Source organism: Mucilaginibacter sp. (assembly GCF_039925265.1).
GTDB lineage: Bacteria > Bacteroidota > Bacteroidia > Sphingobacteriales > Sphingobacteriaceae > Mucilaginibacter.
The window spans coordinates 78,704-95,603 of sequence record NZ_JBDSZG010000041.1 but is presented as its reverse complement, the minus strand read 5'-3'; the positions used below and the strand labels follow the sequence as shown (position 1 = coordinate 95,603).

Annotated in this window: 13 protein-coding genes; 6 read left to right on the top strand and 7 right to left on the bottom strand. The window is 46.5% G+C overall.

All coding sequences use genetic code 11. The features are described from left to right. The first annotated feature begins 156 nt into the window (after window positions 1-156). The 3 genes from ABIX36_RS18450 (at window position 157) to ABIX36_RS18440 (ending at window position 4,870) form a co-directional block, all read left to right on the top strand. Window positions 157-1,356 (top strand): aspartate aminotransferase family protein, encoded by a 1,200-nt coding sequence (locus ABIX36_RS18450; protein ID WP_348083645.1) that lies wholly within the window; start codon window positions 157-159, stop codon window positions 1,354-1,356. A gap of 231 nt (window positions 1,357-1,587) precedes the next feature. Beyond that, on the top strand, window positions 1,588-3,864 hold the full coding sequence (locus ABIX36_RS18445) for a glycosyltransferase family 4 protein (protein WP_348083644.1): 2,277 nt from the start codon (window positions 1,588-1,590) through the stop codon (window positions 3,862-3,864). A gap of 1 nt (window position 3,865) precedes the next feature. After that, window positions 3,866-4,870, top strand: a complete 1,005-nt coding sequence (locus ABIX36_RS18440; protein WP_348083643.1) for a glycosyltransferase family 4 protein — start codon at window positions 3,866-3,868, stop codon at window positions 4,868-4,870. 169 nt (window positions 4,871-5,039) lie between these two features. On the opposite strand, the gene ABIX36_RS18435 is transcribed toward ABIX36_RS18440, so the two are convergent. After that, on the bottom strand, window positions 5,040-5,435 hold the full coding sequence (locus tag ABIX36_RS18435) for a hypothetical protein (protein ID WP_348083642.1): 396 nt from the start codon (window positions 5,433-5,435) through the stop codon (window positions 5,040-5,042). A 337-nt stretch (window positions 5,436-5,772) separates the two neighbouring features. Here ABIX36_RS18435 and ABIX36_RS18430 point away from each other — a divergent pair, with 337 nt between their 5' ends. Together ABIX36_RS18430 and ABIX36_RS18425 are read left to right on the top strand one after the other, a co-directional pair. After that, the gene (locus ABIX36_RS18430) at window positions 5,773-6,666 is read left to right on the top strand and encodes a hypothetical protein (protein WP_348083641.1); all 894 of its coding nucleotides are present in this window, start codon (window positions 5,773-5,775) and stop codon (window positions 6,664-6,666) included. 144 nt (window positions 6,667-6,810) lie between these two features. Continuing rightward, window positions 6,811-9,549 carry a DUF5695 domain-containing protein gene (locus ABIX36_RS18425; protein ID WP_348083640.1) on the top strand — a complete coding sequence of 913 codons (2,739 nt, stop codon included), beginning with the start codon at window positions 6,811-6,813 and terminating at the stop codon, window positions 9,547-9,549. Between the two features lie 260 nt (window positions 9,550-9,809). Here ABIX36_RS18425 and ABIX36_RS18420 read toward each other — a convergent pair whose 3' ends face one another. The 6 genes from ABIX36_RS18420 to ABIX36_RS18395 form a co-directional block, all read right to left on the bottom strand. Continuing rightward, window positions 9,810-11,279: a glycoside hydrolase family 130 protein gene (locus ABIX36_RS18420; protein ID WP_348083639.1), complete on the bottom strand. Its 1,470-nt coding sequence runs from the start codon at window positions 11,277-11,279 to the stop codon at window positions 9,810-9,812. A gap of 186 nt (window positions 11,280-11,465) precedes the next feature. Continuing rightward, a complete protein-coding gene (locus ABIX36_RS18415) occupies window positions 11,466-12,386 on the bottom strand; it encodes a DUF58 domain-containing protein (protein WP_348083638.1) in 921 nt (306 codons plus the stop codon). Between the two features lie 2 nt (window positions 12,387-12,388). Beyond that, window positions 12,389-12,664: a hypothetical protein gene (locus ABIX36_RS18410; protein ID WP_348083637.1), complete on the bottom strand. Its 276-nt coding sequence runs from the start codon at window positions 12,662-12,664 to the stop codon at window positions 12,389-12,391. A 27-nt stretch (window positions 12,665-12,691) separates the two neighbouring features. Beyond that, window positions 12,692-13,411, bottom strand: a complete 720-nt coding sequence (locus tag ABIX36_RS18405) for a DUF2490 domain-containing protein (RefSeq protein ID WP_348083636.1) — start codon at window positions 13,409-13,411, stop codon at window positions 12,692-12,694. A gap of 91 nt (window positions 13,412-13,502) precedes the next feature. Then, entirely contained in the window at window positions 13,503-14,525 is a 1,023-nt protein-coding gene (locus tag ABIX36_RS18400) for a hypothetical protein (protein ID WP_348083635.1), read from the bottom strand. A 12-nt stretch (window positions 14,526-14,537) separates the two neighbouring features. Continuing rightward, on the bottom strand, window positions 14,538-16,259 hold the full coding sequence (locus ABIX36_RS18395) for a glycosyltransferase family 39 protein (protein ID WP_348083634.1): 1,722 nt from the start codon (window positions 16,257-16,259) through the stop codon (window positions 14,538-14,540). A 114-nt stretch (window positions 16,260-16,373) separates the two neighbouring features. Between ABIX36_RS18395 and ABIX36_RS18390 the strand changes: the two genes are divergently transcribed. Further along, complete coding sequence (locus ABIX36_RS18390) at window positions 16,374-16,826, top strand: DinB family protein (RefSeq protein WP_348083633.1); 453 nt, start codon at window positions 16,374-16,376, stop codon at window positions 16,824-16,826. Window positions 16,827-16,900 lie beyond the last annotated feature (74 nt).

Sequence of the window (16,900 nt, the reverse complement as noted above, 5' to 3'; positions counted from 1 at the left end):
TCTTTTGGTTACCTTTCTTTGCGGAAAAGAAAAGTAACATCCACAGGCCAAGCCACAACCACATACTGCACCTAACGAAGCACTAAAGAACCACAAACTTGAAAGCACAACCATCTCAAATCCTCAAGAAGCCCAAACTATTTCTACCTTTGCGCCATGCTTACCCTTCGCCAGCTATTTTTAAACAACAACGCCCAAACCACCCACTTCCCCCTGTTGCTGGAGTTTGAGCGCGCTGAAGGCGTTTATATGTACGACAAGGATGGCAAGCCCTTTACCGATCTTATTTCCGGCATCGGCGTAAGCAACCTGGGGCACAGCAATCCGCAGGTAATAGCAGCCATAAAAGAGCAGGTTGATAAATATATGCACCTGATGGTGTACGGCGAATATGTACAAACCCCTCAGGTAAAGTTTGCAGAGAAGCTGGTTTCTGTCCTGCCCCAAAACCTCAACTCCGTTTACTTCACCAATTCCGGTGCCGAAGCGGTAGAAGGCGCGTTAAAACTCGCCAAGCGTTTTACCGGCAGGCAGCAGATCATCTCCATGCATAATTCCTACCACGGTAGCAGCCATGGGGCGCTTAGCGTAATGGGTAACGAGGAATTTAAACAGGCTTATCGCCCACTGTTACCGGGTGTAAACTTCATCCGGTTTAACGAGGCTGAGGATCTCCACTTCATCACCACCGAAACCGCCTGCGTTATTGTAGAAACTGTACAGGGCGAGGCCGGCATCCGCGTGCCGGATGTGGCATACATGCAGGCCCTCCGCGCCCGCTGTACGGAAACGGGTACGCTATTAATTCTTGATGAGATCCAGGTTGCCTTCGGGCGTACGGGCAAGCTGTTTGCTTTCGGGCATTTTGGCATTGTGCCGGATATTCTGTTGCTGGCTAAAGCCTTGGGTGGCGGCATGCCCGTGGGGGCATTTATTGCTTCGGCTGAGGTCATGTCGGCATTTAAAGAAAACCCGATATTGGGGCACATCACCACCTTTGGCGGGCACCCGGTTTGCTGCGCCGCAGGGCTGGCCGCGCTGGAAGTTCTGCTGAATGATAAACTGATAGATGGTGTGGAAGCAAAGAACCAGCTTTTCCATCAACAGCTTACTCACCCGGCCATCAAGGGCATCCGCGGCAAAGGCCTGATGCTGGCTGTAGAATTTGAAAGTTTCGACCTGAACAAAAAAATAATCGACCGCTGTATAGAAAACGGCGTAATTACCGATTGGTTCCTGCACTGCAGCAACTCCATGCGCATTGCCCCGCCATTAATTATTACCGCTGAGCAGATCAACCACGCCTGCACGGTAATTATAGAGGCTATTGAGTATCATACCAACACAAGGGCCTAAACTCCCAATTCTCTTCAGAATTTTAATTATTACTATAATTTCTGTGTAAAAACGCGGTTACCAAAATTTATTCCCAGTTAATTGGTATAGTTTATGCACTATGGGTATGCCCGCATAAAGATTGCTTTTTACACTCGTAAATGTGGCTTTTAAGGCCACAACTGCATATTTTTTGGGTCAATACGGTTCAATTGTATTACAAAACAAAACATACGGCACCAACATCTACCTATGAAAATCGCTTATATATCTACCTTTCCGCCCCGCGAATGCGGCATTGCTACTTTTAATCAAAACCTGATGCATGCCATCAACGCAAATTATCCTAAACGGAAAACTTTGCTGGAAGGCGGTTTCGTGGTCGCCCTTAACGACTCGGAAAACATACAGGAATACGAATACCCGGAAGATGTAAAATACGTGATCCGCCAAAATCATCAGAAGGATTACATCCGTGCTGCAAATTATATCAATACCAGCGCGGTGGACGCGGTGATACTGGAGCACGAGTTTGGCATCTACGGCGGCGAGAGTGGTATCTACATCCTGCCGCTCATCAACCGTTTAGAAAAACCATTGATCTCTATCCTGCACACCATATTGAAGGACCCAAGCTATGTGCAGCGTATCATCATCCGCGAAATAGCCGAACAATCTTCCAAAATAGTGGTGATGAGCAAACGCGCGGTAGAGTTTCTAACCACCATTTACGATATCCCTGTAGAAAAGATCCAGATCATAGAGCACGGCGTGCCCGACCTGGAAGCATCTGAAGAAAACCCGGTTAAAAACCTTACACCATTTAAAAACCGACGCGTGATGCTCACCTTTGGCTTGATCAGTCGCAACAAGGGCCTCGAAACCGTTGTGCGTGCCCTGCCAAAAATAGTGGAGAAACACCCCGATGTAATGTACGTGGTACTGGGTAACACACACCCCGGCGTGGTTAAACACTCCGGCGAGGAATACCGCGACCACCTTAAAAGCCTGGCCGCGCAACTGAAGGTAACGCAGCATTTAGCCTTCATTAACAAGTTTGTTGCGGAGGATGAATTGATAGATTACCTTACTGCCGCCGAAGTATATGTAACACCCTACCTGAACGAAGCGCAGATCACCAGCGGGACTTTATCTTATGCCGTTGGCGCGGGTGCCGCAGTGGTATCAACCCCCTACTGGCACGCTACCGAACTGCTGGCGGATGATCGTGGCCGCCTCTTCGATTTTAAAAACGCAGATGCATTGGCCGAAACCGTTAATGAATTATTGGACGACGATGCCCTGCTGAATGAACTGAAAGAAAACGCCTACGAATACGGTTTGCATTTACGCTGGCCTGTGATAGGGTCGGAATTCATCAAAGTAGCACAGGAAGCAGCCGCAACGCATGATTTTAGCGACAAAATATTAAAGAACAGCATTGTAGACCCCGAAGTACTGCCCAAATTCAGCTTGGCGCACGTAACCCGTTTAACGGATGATACGGGGATTGTACAACACGCCAAATACGGCATTCCCAATTTAAAGGAAGGCTACTGTGTTGATGATAACTCCCGTGCGCTTATTATGGCATTAATGGCCTATCAGCGTAACGGCAGCCAGGAAGCTTATAGGTTATTGCCTATCTATCTCAGCTATATCCACTACATGCAAACGGATGATGGTAACTTCCGCAACTTCCTCAGCTTTGACAGGCGATATCTGGATGAGGTTGGTACCGAAGATTCGTTTGGCCGTACCATTTGGGCACTGGGCCATCTCATCAATTGCGCGGCAAGCAACTCTTACCGCGAATTTGCGCTGGAGCTTTTCCACCGATCATACCCGCACTTTAAGGCGCTGAGGTATTTGCGAGGTTTGGCTAATACGATCATCGGCGTTAGCTTATACCTGCAAGCGTTTCCAACGGATGAGGGCATGGTGCAAGAACTAAAACGCATGACACAGCCATTGATAGATGCTTACAATAACACCCGCAGTGATGATTGGGAATGGTTTGAAGAAAGCATGACCTACGATAACGCTATATTGCCTTTGGCCCTTTTGCATTCCTGCGAAATAACCGGCAATGAGGGGGCCAAAAAGATAGCGCTGACCACCATGGCGTTCCTTGATAAGCTAACCTTATCAAACGGCTATTTAAGTCCGGTTGGTAACGATGGCTGGTATTACCGCGGGGGCAAGTTCCCAACGTTCGATCAGCAGGCTATCGAAACTATGGCTATGGTACTGATGCATTTCCAGGCATACCAGATCTTCCGCAAGCCGCAGTATATCGAAAAAATGTTCCTGAGCTATAAATGGTTCCTGGGCGAGAACACCTTGCGCGCGCCGCTTTACGACCACGAAACCAAGGGATGCTGCGACGGTCTGCTGCCAACAGGTATTAACCGTAACCAGGGAGCCGAAAGTACGCTGGCTTACCTGATATCGCATTTAACGGTATTAAAAGCCTTCGAGCTGGAGTACGAGTATAATAAGATTGAAGAACACGTAAAACTCTGCTAACGTGAGAGCAGCCATATTAGCACCCGTTGCCTGGCGCACACCGCCCAGGCACTACGGGCCGTGGGAACAGGTAGCATCAAACATTGCCGAAGGCTTGATAAAGCTGGGCGTTGAGGTGACTTTATTTGCCACGGGCGATTCTATCACCTTGGGGAAATTAGATGCTATTTGCGACCAGGGTTACGAGGAAGACCGCACACAGGATGCCAAGGTTTTGGAGTGCCTGCACATCAGTAATTTGATGGGAAAGGCAGGCGAGTTTGATATCATCCATAATAACTTCGATTTTTTGCCGCTGACATATTCCGCGCTGATCAAAACGCCGATGATCACTACGATACATGGTTTTTCGTCGCCACGAATTATCCCGGTTTATAAAAAGTATAATTCCATTGGCCACTACATATCCATCAGCAATGCCGATCGCAGCGCCGAGCTGGAATACATCGCCACGGTTTATAACGGGTTAAACACCGCAGAATTTAATTTCACCGAAATACCTGAAGATTACTTGGTATACTTTGGCCGCATTCACCACGACAAAGGCGCTGCCGAAGCCATACAGATAGCCAAAAAAGCAAAAAAGAAACTGCTGATTGCCGGGATCATCCAGGATGAGAATTACTGGCGCGAAAAAGTGGAGCCTTACCTGGACGAGCAGATCCAGTATATGGGCCATGCCGGTCCCGAAAAGCGTAACGAACTTTTAGGTAACGCCTCCGCCCTGTTGCACCCCATCAATTTTGCCGAACCCTTTGGCATGAGTGTAGCCGAGGCGATGCTTTGCGGTACGCCGGTTATCGCCTTCAACAAAGGCTCGATGCCGGAATTAATCCAACACGAAAGAACCGGTTTTTTAGTAAATACGATAGATGAGGCGGTAAACGCGGTATTGCAACTAAGCAATATCAGCCGGCAAAGATGCCGCGATTGGGCGGCTTCGCAATTTTCTGCAGAGAAAATGGCAGGGGATTATTATAAATTGTATCAGCAGATATTAGGTTGAGAGGCAGGGTTAGAACAATTGCTTAAACCGCGTGGCGATAGACTCACCCCGACTACGCTACGCTGGTCGACCCTCTCTGCTCCGCAAAAAAGAGGGTTAAATAATCCTCGCTATGCGGCTAAAAATCTGCGGAGCGAAAGAAACCACTCACCACTCTCCCCTCACCAAACTACCCAATATCCCGCAAACCCTCGCCAATAGTAAGATGGCTCAACTCCGGCTGGTTATCGTAATTAATCAGCGGCCTCAGTTTGGTTTCGGTGGGTTGCATGTAAGGTTTTTCTACCACCTCTTCATTGTAAGAACCCAAATCTGCCGGGCGGGCGTAACTATAACCTAATCGTTTATTTTCCTCCTCAATAAAGGTAAACAGATCGCCCAGTGCCGAGTGAACTGCCTGCAGGAATTTGTAACTGGTTGATGTAAGGGCTTTACCAGTATCATCGGGACCTTTGCCAGGCTCGCAAAAGTTAAGGCGTGTGATTACGCCGTTTGTTAATTCAACCTCAAACTTGCCTTCGTTATGCCAGGTTAAATTATTTTTTATTTCTCTATAGTGATCCATTTTGTTTGGTAATTATTTTTGCATGGGGATTTGTTAATAGCCCCGTTATTAGTTTAATAAGGGCTCTTAATCGTTCATGCAATGTGTGTGCCAGCCAACCCTTTAATCATGGTTTATCGGCTCTGTTAATACTTTTATTTCAGCGGGTTAATTAATCATTAAAAAAGTTTAACGTTTATTAATAATTCTGTAGTAAAAAAATCTAAAAGTGCTTAAAATGAGGTTAATCCCGGCAATCTTTATAGCAAAGCAGTTGACGACTGTTCAGAAATACATACACCGCGTTAAGCTTTATTTATGTGCTGATTTTTTTATAAATTGCCTCTGTTTTCAACCAATGACCGGCAAACAAAAATTAGGGAACCCGTATTTCATCGGCGCTGTTACAGCGCTGCTGATAAACGATTGGTACCTCAAGCAAACGTATCATAACCAACTGACAGGCAAACTGTCGGACTTTGCGGGGCTATTCGCGCTGCCATTTTTTTTGAGCACGCTTTGGCCCCGAAGAAAGATGCTTTTTTATGTCACTGTTTCCCTCTTGTTTGTCGTGTGGAAATCGCCTGTAACGCAGCCTATTATAGATACTGTAAATTCGCTGGGCATCCCCATGTCGCGGGTGGTGGATTACAGCGATTACTACGCGCTGGCTGTTTTGCCGCTATCGTTTTATGTATTTAATACCGCGACCGCCTACCAACTGAAACCCGCGCTGTTAAATGCTTTGATGGCAATCTCCGTTTTCTCCTTTGTGGCCACTTCCATGCCTAAGGGTAAGTACACTAAATTCAGGGGCATCAACAAAACCTACGCCTTCAATTTTTCAAAGCGCGAATTGATATCGAGGGTAAACTCCATGCAACTGGAATATGTAAAAGACATTGAGAACCTTGTGCACAGCCGTAATAACGTAAAAGGCACGTTACAGCCCGACACCGCACGGATAGATTTCGATAGCAAGGCAAATATATTTTACTACAGCACCACCTTCAGCAAAAAAGATACGATAGCACAAATATTGGATTATGAGCGGCTGAAAGACCAGGACACCGTCCGGCTGCGCACCATGTATTCCGATATCAATATATCGGGCAACGGCGCCCATTCTGAGTTGAAATTACTGAACCTGGTAAAATATGTTGAGCAAACCAGCAAAACCGACGAGCGGGAAAAGGCTATAGGCTTTTTTGAGAAAATAGTGATCAAAAAAATAAACAGCTACGGCAAGTAAACCGTCAATCAAAAGAATTATCTCAGTTATTTAATATCACGTATCCTACTGGATAACATACAGCTACAATAGGGCAAATTCCAATCATTTGATGGATAATAATGCGCTACATTTACCTTAACCACTTTATGTTTCGTGTGTAATATGCAAACAGTCAACCGCTCTTTCCGTAATGCTTTATTTATGATGCTTTTTGCATCGGCTTTAGTTTCCAGCACCTCACTTTATGCGCAGGATCCCTGGAAAAATCTGGAGAAAAGACCATCTACCCTTAATTTGGATAAGGGGCTGTTAACTTTCAATACACCCGCATTTCGCCTCAAACTGGTAAAAGCATCGCAAACCGTTGCCGCGCTGGAACCAAATACCGAAAAATATTTTGATTATACACCCGCCGCGCGCCTTGCACAGCGCAGCAGCAACGGCATGTACCATTTAGGCGATCTCAACCTGCGTTTAAAAACCGAAGGCGATACCGCCTGGACAAAATACGCTACCGCCTCCAACCGGACCGATGTAATTCCTTTAGAAACAAAACAAGCGGGCGTACTCGCCGCGGCAGATCTGTCGCCAACCTTGCCCGCCAACATCCCGCTGAATGTGCAACGTTACTGGCAGGTGGTTAACGGCAATTTGGTGCTGTTATTCAAGTTAAAAAATACCGGCAGCCATACGGTGGAGATAGGCGCTTTGGGAATGCCCATGATATTCAACAATATTTTGCAGGGCGAGGAATTAGAACAGGCCCACGCCCGCAATGTATTTTACGACCCATACATTGGTAAGGATGCGGGCTATTTACAGGTAACCCGCCTGAGTGGCAAAGGGCCGGTATTGCTGGTTACGCCCTATGGCCACTCGCCGTTTGAGGCATATAACCCATTATTAACTGACCCCACCCCAAAAGGGATAGACTTTGAGGGCTTTTACGAGTGGATGGTGCACAGCAAGGCCTATGCCGAAACCGATTGGAAAAAAGCCGAACCCTGGAACAAGCCAACCTCAGTTTACATAAAGCCCGGCCAAACCGTTGAATATGGTGTTCAGTTTGTACTGGCCCCTTCTATTAAAGGCATCGAACAAAAACTGATTGAGCAGCACCGCCCCATTGCGGTAGGTGTGCCGGGTTACGTGCTGCCGCAGGGCACCGATGCAAAGCTATTTTTAAATTATGGCAAAGAAGTAAAGAGTTTAAAGGTGGAACCCGCCGGGGCTTTGAGCGTTAGCCCAAGTACTGCGGAAAACAAGAACCTGCAAGCCTACACCGTAAAAGGCCTGCAATGGGGCCGCGCGCGCTTAACCATTACTTATACCGACGGGTTAAACCAAACCATCAGTTATAAAGTGATTAAGTCGGAGCATGATCTGGTTAAAGATTTCGGCCGGTTTCTTACCCACGAACAATGGTTTGATAAGCCCGATACCTTCCACCGCAACCCATCGGTGATCACTTACGATTACGAAAAAAAACAACAGGTTACCCAGGATAGTCGCGTTTGGATAGCCGGGCTGAGCGATGAGGGTGGTGCCGGCAGCTGGCTGGGTGCAATGATGAAACAATTGGTACAGCCCGATAAGGCCGAGATAGCCAAACTGCAGGAATTTGTAAACCATACGCTGTTCGGCAATATCCAGCATAGCGAGGGGCCGCAAAAATACGGCGTGAAGAAAAGCGTATTTTATTACCAGCCCGATAGCATCCCCAAAGGAACTTACAGCGACAGCCTTAACTGGAAAACCTGGGCCGCCTGGAGCCACAAGGACGCTAATGATGTTGGCCGCTCTTACAATTACCCGCACGTTACGGCTGCGCATTGGGTAATGTACCGCTTGGCGCGCAACCACAATAGTTTGGTTACACAACAAAACTGGCAATTCTATTTAAACAACTCCTACGAAACGGCCATGGCCATGGTGAAGCAGGCCCCCTATTATGCACAGTTTGGCCAAATGGAGGGAACAATATTCTATTTACTATTGATGGACTTGAAAGCCGAAGGCTGGGGCGATAAAGCGCTCTCATTAGAAACCGAAATGCGTAAACGTGCCGATCACTGGCGCACGTTGCAATACCCCTTCGGCAGCGAAATGCCCTGGGATTCTACCGGGCAGGAAGAGGTTTACAACTGGTCGGCCTACTTTGGGTATACTGATAAAGCGGAGGTGACCATTAACGCAATACTGGGCTATATGCCAACCGTACCGCATTGGGGATATAATGGCTCGGCGCGTCGGTATTGGGATTTTTTATATGGAGGCAAACTCTCCCGCATCGAGCGGCAGCTGCACCACTACGGTTCGGGCCTGAATGCCATACCCGTACTCAGCGAATACCGCAGCCACCCCGATGACCTGTATTTATTACGTGTGGGTTATGGCGGTTTAATGGGGTCGGTGGCCAACATCACGCAGGATGGTTTTGGTCCCGCAGCTTTCCATTCCTATCCATCCACCCTCAAAATAGATGGTCTCTCCGGCGATTACGGGCCAAACTTTTTTGGTTACGCGGTAAATTCGGCCACTTATATCACCCATGATAAAAACTTCGGCTGGTTGGCCTTTGGTGGGAATTTGAAGAAGGCTGATGGCTTGATAAAGGTCAACATCACCACCGCATCTGCTCAACGGGTATTTATTGCACCTGCCGGGCTTTGGCTTACACTGGATGCCGGTACGTTTAAAACGGTTACCTATAACCCTGCAACCGGCCAGGTTGCTATTACTTTAAATGCTGCCGATGATTTTACACCGAAGGCGTATTTGCGTATCCAACAATCGGCGAAAGGAGCGCAGTATAAGTTGAAAGGAAAACAAGTTACAGAACGAGGAGCGTATGTGATAGCTTTAGGGACGAAAACTACAGAAGTGACATTGAGCAGGTAGTTAATACCTTTTGTATTCAGATAGGCTTCCGTGTCCTGGAGGGCAATGTCGTTACTTGAGAAACCCCATCGGGGTTTAAGGTCGGTAGTATGTAGCCAAGAAAATTCTCTCGTACCGTTAGGTACGAAACGCGCCAGTAGTGTACCTAATGGCACACCAAACACTATTACAATGTTTATTCTACCCACCTTTTGCACCTATGGTGCATTGATCATCCTTAAATAATGACATCATCCCAAAGAGTCGAGAAGCCGATCTCTCTACTCTATCCCGTCCGCTTTCAACTTATTCAGCAGCTCATCCAGATCCACTTCGGCAAAGGCGGTTGATGAATCGGATACGCCGTATGGGACGATCAACTTGTTATTATGGATAAGCGCACCGCAGGAATACAGCACGTTTGGTACGTACCCCTCTCGCTCGTCGCTGTTGGGGATCAATAATGGTTCTTTTAGGCGGCCAATCTCTACAGCCGGGTCGTCCAACTTTAGCAGGCTTGCGCCCAGCACATAGCGGCGCATAGGGCCAACACCGTGGGTAATCACTATCCAGCCGTCTTTGGTTTCTATCGGCGAGCCACAGTTACCTATCTGTACAAACTCCCAGCTAAATTTCGGCTGTTGCAACAATACCGGCTTCTCCCAAATGTTTATCTTATCCGAGTACATGATGTAGTTGTTGCAACCGTCTATCCGGCTTATCATCATGTACTTTCCGTTCACTTTACGGGGGAAAAGCGCCAAATTTTTATTTTGGGCACCAGCGCCGTAAAGCGGCATGATCTTAAAATTATAGAAATCGGTGGTTTGCAGCAGCTTGGGCATAATTAGCGCGCCATCGTAAGCGGTGTAAGTGGCATAATAAACAGAGGTTCCATCTTCGTTTTGGAATTGCACAAAGCGCGCGTCTTCAATACCCTTACGCTCATATTCAGAGATGGGGAATATCACCCTATCAGAGATATCGGTATCCAGCGAGAAAACAATTTCATAATATGAATCGGCCAGCCAAAGCACCTTGTCATACTCCAGGCGCTTCATATCACTCTCCTGCAGTTTTTGCGAATCGAGGATGATGCGGCGCAGGTTAGAGTATTCAAAATGATGGTCGAGCTTGCTTTCCAGTTCATGCAGCACATCTATGTTGATCTGCGTGATGGCAGCCTTATCAAAAAACAGTTTTTTGTTGTAAACCGCGTTGCGCACAATCTCCGCCTCATCTATATAGCTCCCGGCCGGCAAAACGGTAATATTATTATTCTTATCGATCAACGCCCTGCGGAAGGTAATGGAGGAAATATGCCCCTCACCCACCGCCCTGAAGCTGATGATCACGCGGCGTTGCCCGTCTTCCAGCTCGGTTTGATCGGGATCCTCCACGATAGAAGGATTAAAAAATGCAGCCGACTCGATAGAATACTCGTGGGTAAAATAAGACCCTATGAGGAGCTTGCGATAAACCGTCAGGGTATCAAAATCGATTGCCAGTTCTTCAAAAAGGGGTTTTAGTTTGCTGCAATGGCGGTTTAAAACCCGGGTGATATTACGGTGGCGTTTAGAATACTCCTGCAATAGCGGCGAAACAATGCCAAATGCAACCTCTTCGCTGATGCCCATTACTCTTTGCAAAACTTCCTTAGCACGATCATTCCCGTTAAAAAAGAATCTCGCAATTACACGCTTAGGATCGGGATTTACTCTTACTGGTTTTCTTTCTATGGAAAGTCTCATCAAAAAAATAGTTTATTATTTAACACCATTGGCGCTAAATTGATTTGTCAATTTTATAAAACCTTAATCAAGGTGAAATTATCCTCAATAATCGGGCTAAGCACTGCATTTAACGCGTCTTTTTAAATAAAAGCGTATAACCATCGGATAAGATTTAAGGCAAAAGGTTTAATAGAACCGACCCGGTTAGGCCATCCGGTTGCGCTTGATCATATATTCCTTCAGGATGTTGTTGTAACCCTGCTCAATATCGGCATCCACAATATCAATATGGTACTGGGCGCATTTCAGTTCCAGCTGGTGGCGGTATTCTTTAAGCGATGTGATATAGCTTTCGCGAATTTTATTGGGATGCACGCGCACTTCTTCCCCGGTCTCTATATCCACAAAATGATGCGGACGGCTATCAAAATTAAAATCCAGCTCCTTTTGTTTACTGGTTACGTTAAAGATTACCACTTCGTGCTTTTTATATTTAAGGTGCTGTATGGCAGCAAAGAGTTCCTGTGTTTTTTGTGGGTTGATACTATTCTCCAGCATATCGCTAAAAATGATCACCATCGAGCGCTGGTGAATTTCGCCCGCCAAATGGTGCAGCACCGTAGAAATATTGGTAGCCGTATTTTGCTTCGGATTGTTGTAGATCCTTTCCAACTGTGCATACAGGTAAAACAAGTGCGCCGATGTGGAGCGGGCCGGACTCATCCAGTCCATCTTATCCGAGAACAGGCACAGCCCAAATGCGTCCCGTTGTTTTTTAAACAGGTACATCAGCGAAGCGATGGCATATACCGAGAATTGCAGTTTATTGATGCCCTCCGTCGGGAAATTCATGGATGATGAGGTATCCAGCAACAAATAGCAGCGCAGGTTGGTTTCTTCCTCAAACTGTTTTACAAACAACTTATCGGTACGGGCGAGGAGTTTCCAGTCAATATTTTTTACCGATTCGCCATTGTTGTACAACCTGTGCTCGGCAAATTCTACCGAAAAGCCGTGAAAAGGGCTTTGGTGCAGGCCCGTTATAAAACCCTCAACAACCTGCCGGGCAAGCAATTCCAGGTTGGCCAGCTGGCGCACATGTTGATTGTTGTTTAACTGAGGCATTATTAGATAAAATTTTGTGACAGCCCAATAAAAATTGAACTAATTATTGATAGGGCTGCTGCGACGCCGAATATTATTGATTTTGAATAACGATTTTCAGTTATTTTCAGTATCAGTATCAACAAAACGGCTAAAATCATTGCAACGCATGTCACCCCAAAAATTGTAGCAACAAAAAATGCCACGCCCATGCCTCTCTGCCCTTCTGCAAAACAAGGGCTACTGAAAGAAACAGCCATAAATAGCACTAAAATAGCTTTAGCAAAAAATCGGTTCACAGTGAGGCATTATCAAAACGAAGATACTTAAAACCTCGTATAAAACGCTGTTTGTATAATATGGTTAACGGTGTAAGCGGTAGCCTGTTTGGTGTATTGGTTCATGTAGCCCAATTCCACGTCAAACTTTTTACTGAAGCGGAAACCGAAGGCAGCGTAAGCACGGTTTTGGTCGAAGAAGTGTTTGTTAACTTTATCCTTGTTTTGCACGTTTACAAAAACTTCGTTCTGCAATGCAAAGAACGGACCTTTGGTAAACACCGAATCGCTTTTAAAAGGCACCACCGCCCGGGCAAAATAACGCAGGCGCTGCGAAAAGTAGCTATCGGTAGCCGTAGCGGAGGTATTGCCCAAAAAGCGCTGCTCTAACCGGAAACGATGCTGTAACGAAACAGTTCTGCTTAATTTTTGATTGATGATAAACTGCTCCCAGATGCGGCTCTCCGGGCGAAAAGTGGAAGCACCACTTGCCGACCTGCCATTGGTGGCGATGTAAGCATACCCAACAGCGCCTATCTTATTTTTTGAGAAATAATAATTTATCGATGGGCGAAGCAGCACGTTGCGTAAATAGTCCACCCGGTCTGCCGAGCGGAACTGCGCATCGAACGAGGCTCCCCAATGCTGCGAAAATCGTTGGGTGTGGAACAAGGCCGCCCAGCCGGCAGATTGATTGTCCTGAGCGAAAAGTTTGCAAGGTGCTAAAAATGTAAAAAGCAGCAAAAGCTGGAGTAGTTTATTCTTCATAAATAACAGATAGATATAATACAATGGCCTGGCGTGGGGGGCACACCCTCATGGCGTTATTGCGCAAAAATACTATTTTTGGTTAAAAATGCTAATCTTTAAACTTGGCTATTCGTTTCCTACCAAGATCGTATGACAAGCGGAAAGCCTCCTGGTTGCTACCGCCGCTGAGCGGAGTTTGATGAAAACTAAGGATAAACTGCCCGGTTATGCCTTTGTATAGAAACGGTGTATAGATGATATCCAGGCGGTTATAGGTTTTGTATTGGTAATAGGCATCCCCGAACGAGACGTTATGCCCGTCGCCTTTGTAAAACTCATCGTACAGGGCAAAACGCTTATAGCTTAAATAGGCGTTGGCAACAAAGCCCGTAGGTTTTTTAAAGCCCGAAACATTACGCTCCCGCTCGAAGGACATCATACCACCTGCTTCAAAATTTAAGGAATCGAGAAAGGTTTTATGGCTGAAATTGGCTCCCAGTTTTACTTGTATGGCTCCGTTATCGCGGATATGGTCGTCAGGAATGGCAATCGCCGGCCCTGCATCGTGCAGTAAAAAAAAGTAATGTGAAAGGTAGAACGGCCCTTTTGCAAAAGGCTGGTACTTGCCCGAAAAGCCGAACAGGAATTGCTCGCGCTCGGTATCCGTTTGACGGCTCACCCAATCTATCCACACGGTTTCGCTAAAATTACCAGTGTGATATTTAGCCAGCAAACCCTCTACATTAGGGCGAAAGTAACGCAGCGTATCGTTAAGCATCCCACGGGGATAATCGGTCAGCAAACCTTCGCGCGGGAATTCACCGGCGTTAAACAGCCAGCGTTTACCTGTATGGTTAAAGTAGGCAACCGGGTTCACTTTTAAAAAGTAAGGTTTCGCGCCAAACTCGTGCAGGCCGTTTACACCCACAATAAAGCGGTTGGCGCTATCCAGGTTCAGCCCAAAATCGAGCGCGAGCCTGGTGCCCGAATAAGTGCGCGAACGGATGAGTGATTCTTTATACTCCCGGTTATCAAAAAAAACCGATCCATTAAAATGTACATCCACCGTTTGGGCAGCAGCGGCACGGGCAATTAAAACAGTAACTATGAGTAAGTATATCTTTTTGTGCATCGTATCAATTTATTATTCAACTGTAAATTTTATCAGGCGGCTATTCTTACTACCCCTGAACGGTTCGGTACGGATAGAGAACATCAGGTAATACGTGCCTTTCTCCTTAGGCGCTGCCACCGATGTTTTATAGACCTTGCTTTCACCGGACTTCAGGCTGATGTTGTTAAAATCAGCACCGGATTGCTGCACCTCCGCAATATCCGTCGGCCCTGTAAAAAAGCAGCCTTCCAAATACACGGGGTGTTTGTAGCCAACGTTGGTAAAATTAACATCGTAGGTGTAAGGGTTGGTTATCTTGAGGTCAAATTCCACTTTTTGCCCGGGATGCGCGGTCACCGGCTTTATTTTAGTGTCGATAGCTATCTTTTGGTAGGTTCGTGCGTCCTCAACCCAAGTGCCGTACCAGGTACCAACTTCGCCGGTGATGGTATCAGTTTTATAACCTGGCAGCGGATCGCTCAACACCAGGTAAACGCGTTTGTGCTGCAGGCTATCCTCCATCGGCCATATATCAAACATGGTGCGGCCATAGTAGCGCGAATCGTAAGCGAAACCTTTAAGGGTATGGTTATAAAAATCGTACTTAGATGGATTTTGGAAGCCATCGTCCATCACCATCCAGGCATCGCCTGCTTTTTCGTGCACCTTTGCCGCCCACTCCCGGAAACCAAAATAGGTTTGCAGCGCCTGCACCTTTTTAATAAATGGCAAGCCCAAAACCAGCGAAGCGCGCAGCACCAAAATGAGCACGATATTGGCAATCGCGACATTAAAAAGCCATTTGGGATGATTGTTATTCCGTTGCAGATTGATCATCACCAACGCTACCAATGGGATAAAACCAATAAGCGTATAGTGCGGCTGCACATTGGCGAAAAACGTATTCACACAAAAGAAACCGAAAGTACCGATGGCGTTAAACACCAGCGCCCGAGTAAATGTATCTGTAATTTTAGTTCGAAATGCTTTGTAGAATAAGAACCAGCTCAGTAGGATCCCGCCAAGTAAAAGCTGGCCCGAAAGGTACTCGATGGTTAAGGATATATTGTAGATCTTGTCAGACGAGCGCTCGAACAATTGGTAATTTACCGCCGGGAAATTGCGGTGCGCCTGCCATAAAATATGTGGCGTAAAGCAAATAAGCCCGGTTACAATAGCCAGGTAAAATGAGGGACGTTTAAACAATTTCCAGTTAGATAGCACCGTGAAGCCGACAAGCAGGATCCCATGGTATTTGCTGTACAACAGGCAGGCAACCACCAACCCAATAATAATTGCCGTTCGCCAGCTATCCTTTTCTGCATACTTCTGATAGAAATAATAAAACACCACCGCGAAGAAAAACAGCGGCGCATCGGGCGTGGTGGTAAAACCATACACATGGAAAACCAATACGCAGGAGGTAAGCAATATAAACCACTTGGGCGTTACCGCGTATTTTTTAACAACGAGCCAAAGCAGGTAAAGAGCTAAGCTGTTGGAGAGCACTGCCACCAGCCTCGCGCCTAATTCGTTATGGAAAAGTGTGTAGCCAATTTTGATAAACACCGCCATCATAGGCGGATGGTAAAAGTAGCCCCAATCCGGTTTTTGGGCGTAAAGCCAGTAGTAGGCTTCGTCGCCATGGAGTTCTAAAACCGCGGCCTGCAGCAGGTTCAAAACCGTCCAGCAGGCGATGAAGTACCAGATGGGTTTATTGGATTGAACGGGATTGCTTGCAGTGGTAGCCATTGAACAGATTATGCTGCAAAGTTAAAATAAATGCATTAAGCCCGCGGTGATTAATGGTTATGATTATTTTAAGAAACGGCCGTACAATTCATATAAAAATTGAATATTTGACCCATGACAAAACAACAATTCGATACCATTAAACGGCCCCGTTTAATGGTATTAAACATATTAGAAAAATTCACGCTGGAGCAAATAAACGCCATCCCCGCCGGCTTTAACAACAACATTGCCTGGAACCTTGGGCACATGCTGGCCGCCCAACTGGGTATTTGCTACAAACGCGCCGGACTGGAAGTTGATGAAAGCTTTTACCAAACGTACAAACCGGAAAGTAAACCGGAGGGCCCTATAACCCAACAGCAACTTGATGAGATAAAAGAAAGACTGATCAGCAGCCTCGACCAGTTAGAAAAAGATCATCAGGCCGGCATTTTCGCCAACTACCCCACCTGGAGCACCCGCTACGGCGTAGTTATCAGCAATATCGACGACGCGATTTCATTTTTGCCGTTTCACGAAGGGCTACATATTGGGTACATTATGGCGATAAGGAAGTTGGTGTAGGGCATCTAATTCTCTGAGAGGGGATTTTTGATTACTTGAAAAAAAGATCATGAATTGGATTATTGGGAAGACTA

Bases quoted from the DNA above. Each gene is read 5' to 3' on its own strand.
- ABIX36_RS18395 (WP_348083634.1), bottom strand. From the start codon at position 16,259: ATGGCTACCACTGCAAGCAATCCCGTTCAATCCAATAAACCCATCTGG.
- ABIX36_RS18415 (WP_348083638.1), bottom strand. From the start codon at position 12,386: ATGCCTCAGTTAAACAACAATCAACATGTGCGCCAGCTGGCCAACCTG.
- ABIX36_RS18400 (WP_348083635.1), bottom strand. From the start codon at position 14,525: ATGCACAAAAAGATATACTTACTCATAGTTACTGTTTTAATTGCCCGT.
- ABIX36_RS18450 (WP_348083645.1), top strand. From the start codon at position 157: ATGCTTACCCTTCGCCAGCTATTTTTAAACAACAACGCCCAAACCACC.
- ABIX36_RS18445 (WP_348083644.1), top strand. From the start codon at position 1,588: ATGAAAATCGCTTATATATCTACCTTTCCGCCCCGCGAATGCGGCATT.
- ABIX36_RS18390 (WP_348083633.1), top strand. From the start codon at position 16,374: ATGACAAAACAACAATTCGATACCATTAAACGGCCCCGTTTAATGGTA.
- ABIX36_RS18425 (WP_348083640.1), top strand. From the start codon at position 6,811: ATGCAAACAGTCAACCGCTCTTTCCGTAATGCTTTATTTATGATGCTT.
- ABIX36_RS18430 (WP_348083641.1), top strand. From the start codon at position 5,773: ATGACCGGCAAACAAAAATTAGGGAACCCGTATTTCATCGGCGCTGTT.
- ABIX36_RS18405 (WP_348083636.1), bottom strand. From the start codon at position 13,411: ATGAAGAATAAACTACTCCAGCTTTTGCTGCTTTTTACATTTTTAGCA.
- ABIX36_RS18435 (WP_348083642.1), bottom strand. From the start codon at position 5,435: ATGGATCACTATAGAGAAATAAAAAATAATTTAACCTGGCATAACGAA.
- ABIX36_RS18420 (WP_348083639.1), bottom strand. From the start codon at position 11,279: ATGAGACTTTCCATAGAAAGAAAACCAGTAAGAGTAAATCCCGATCCT.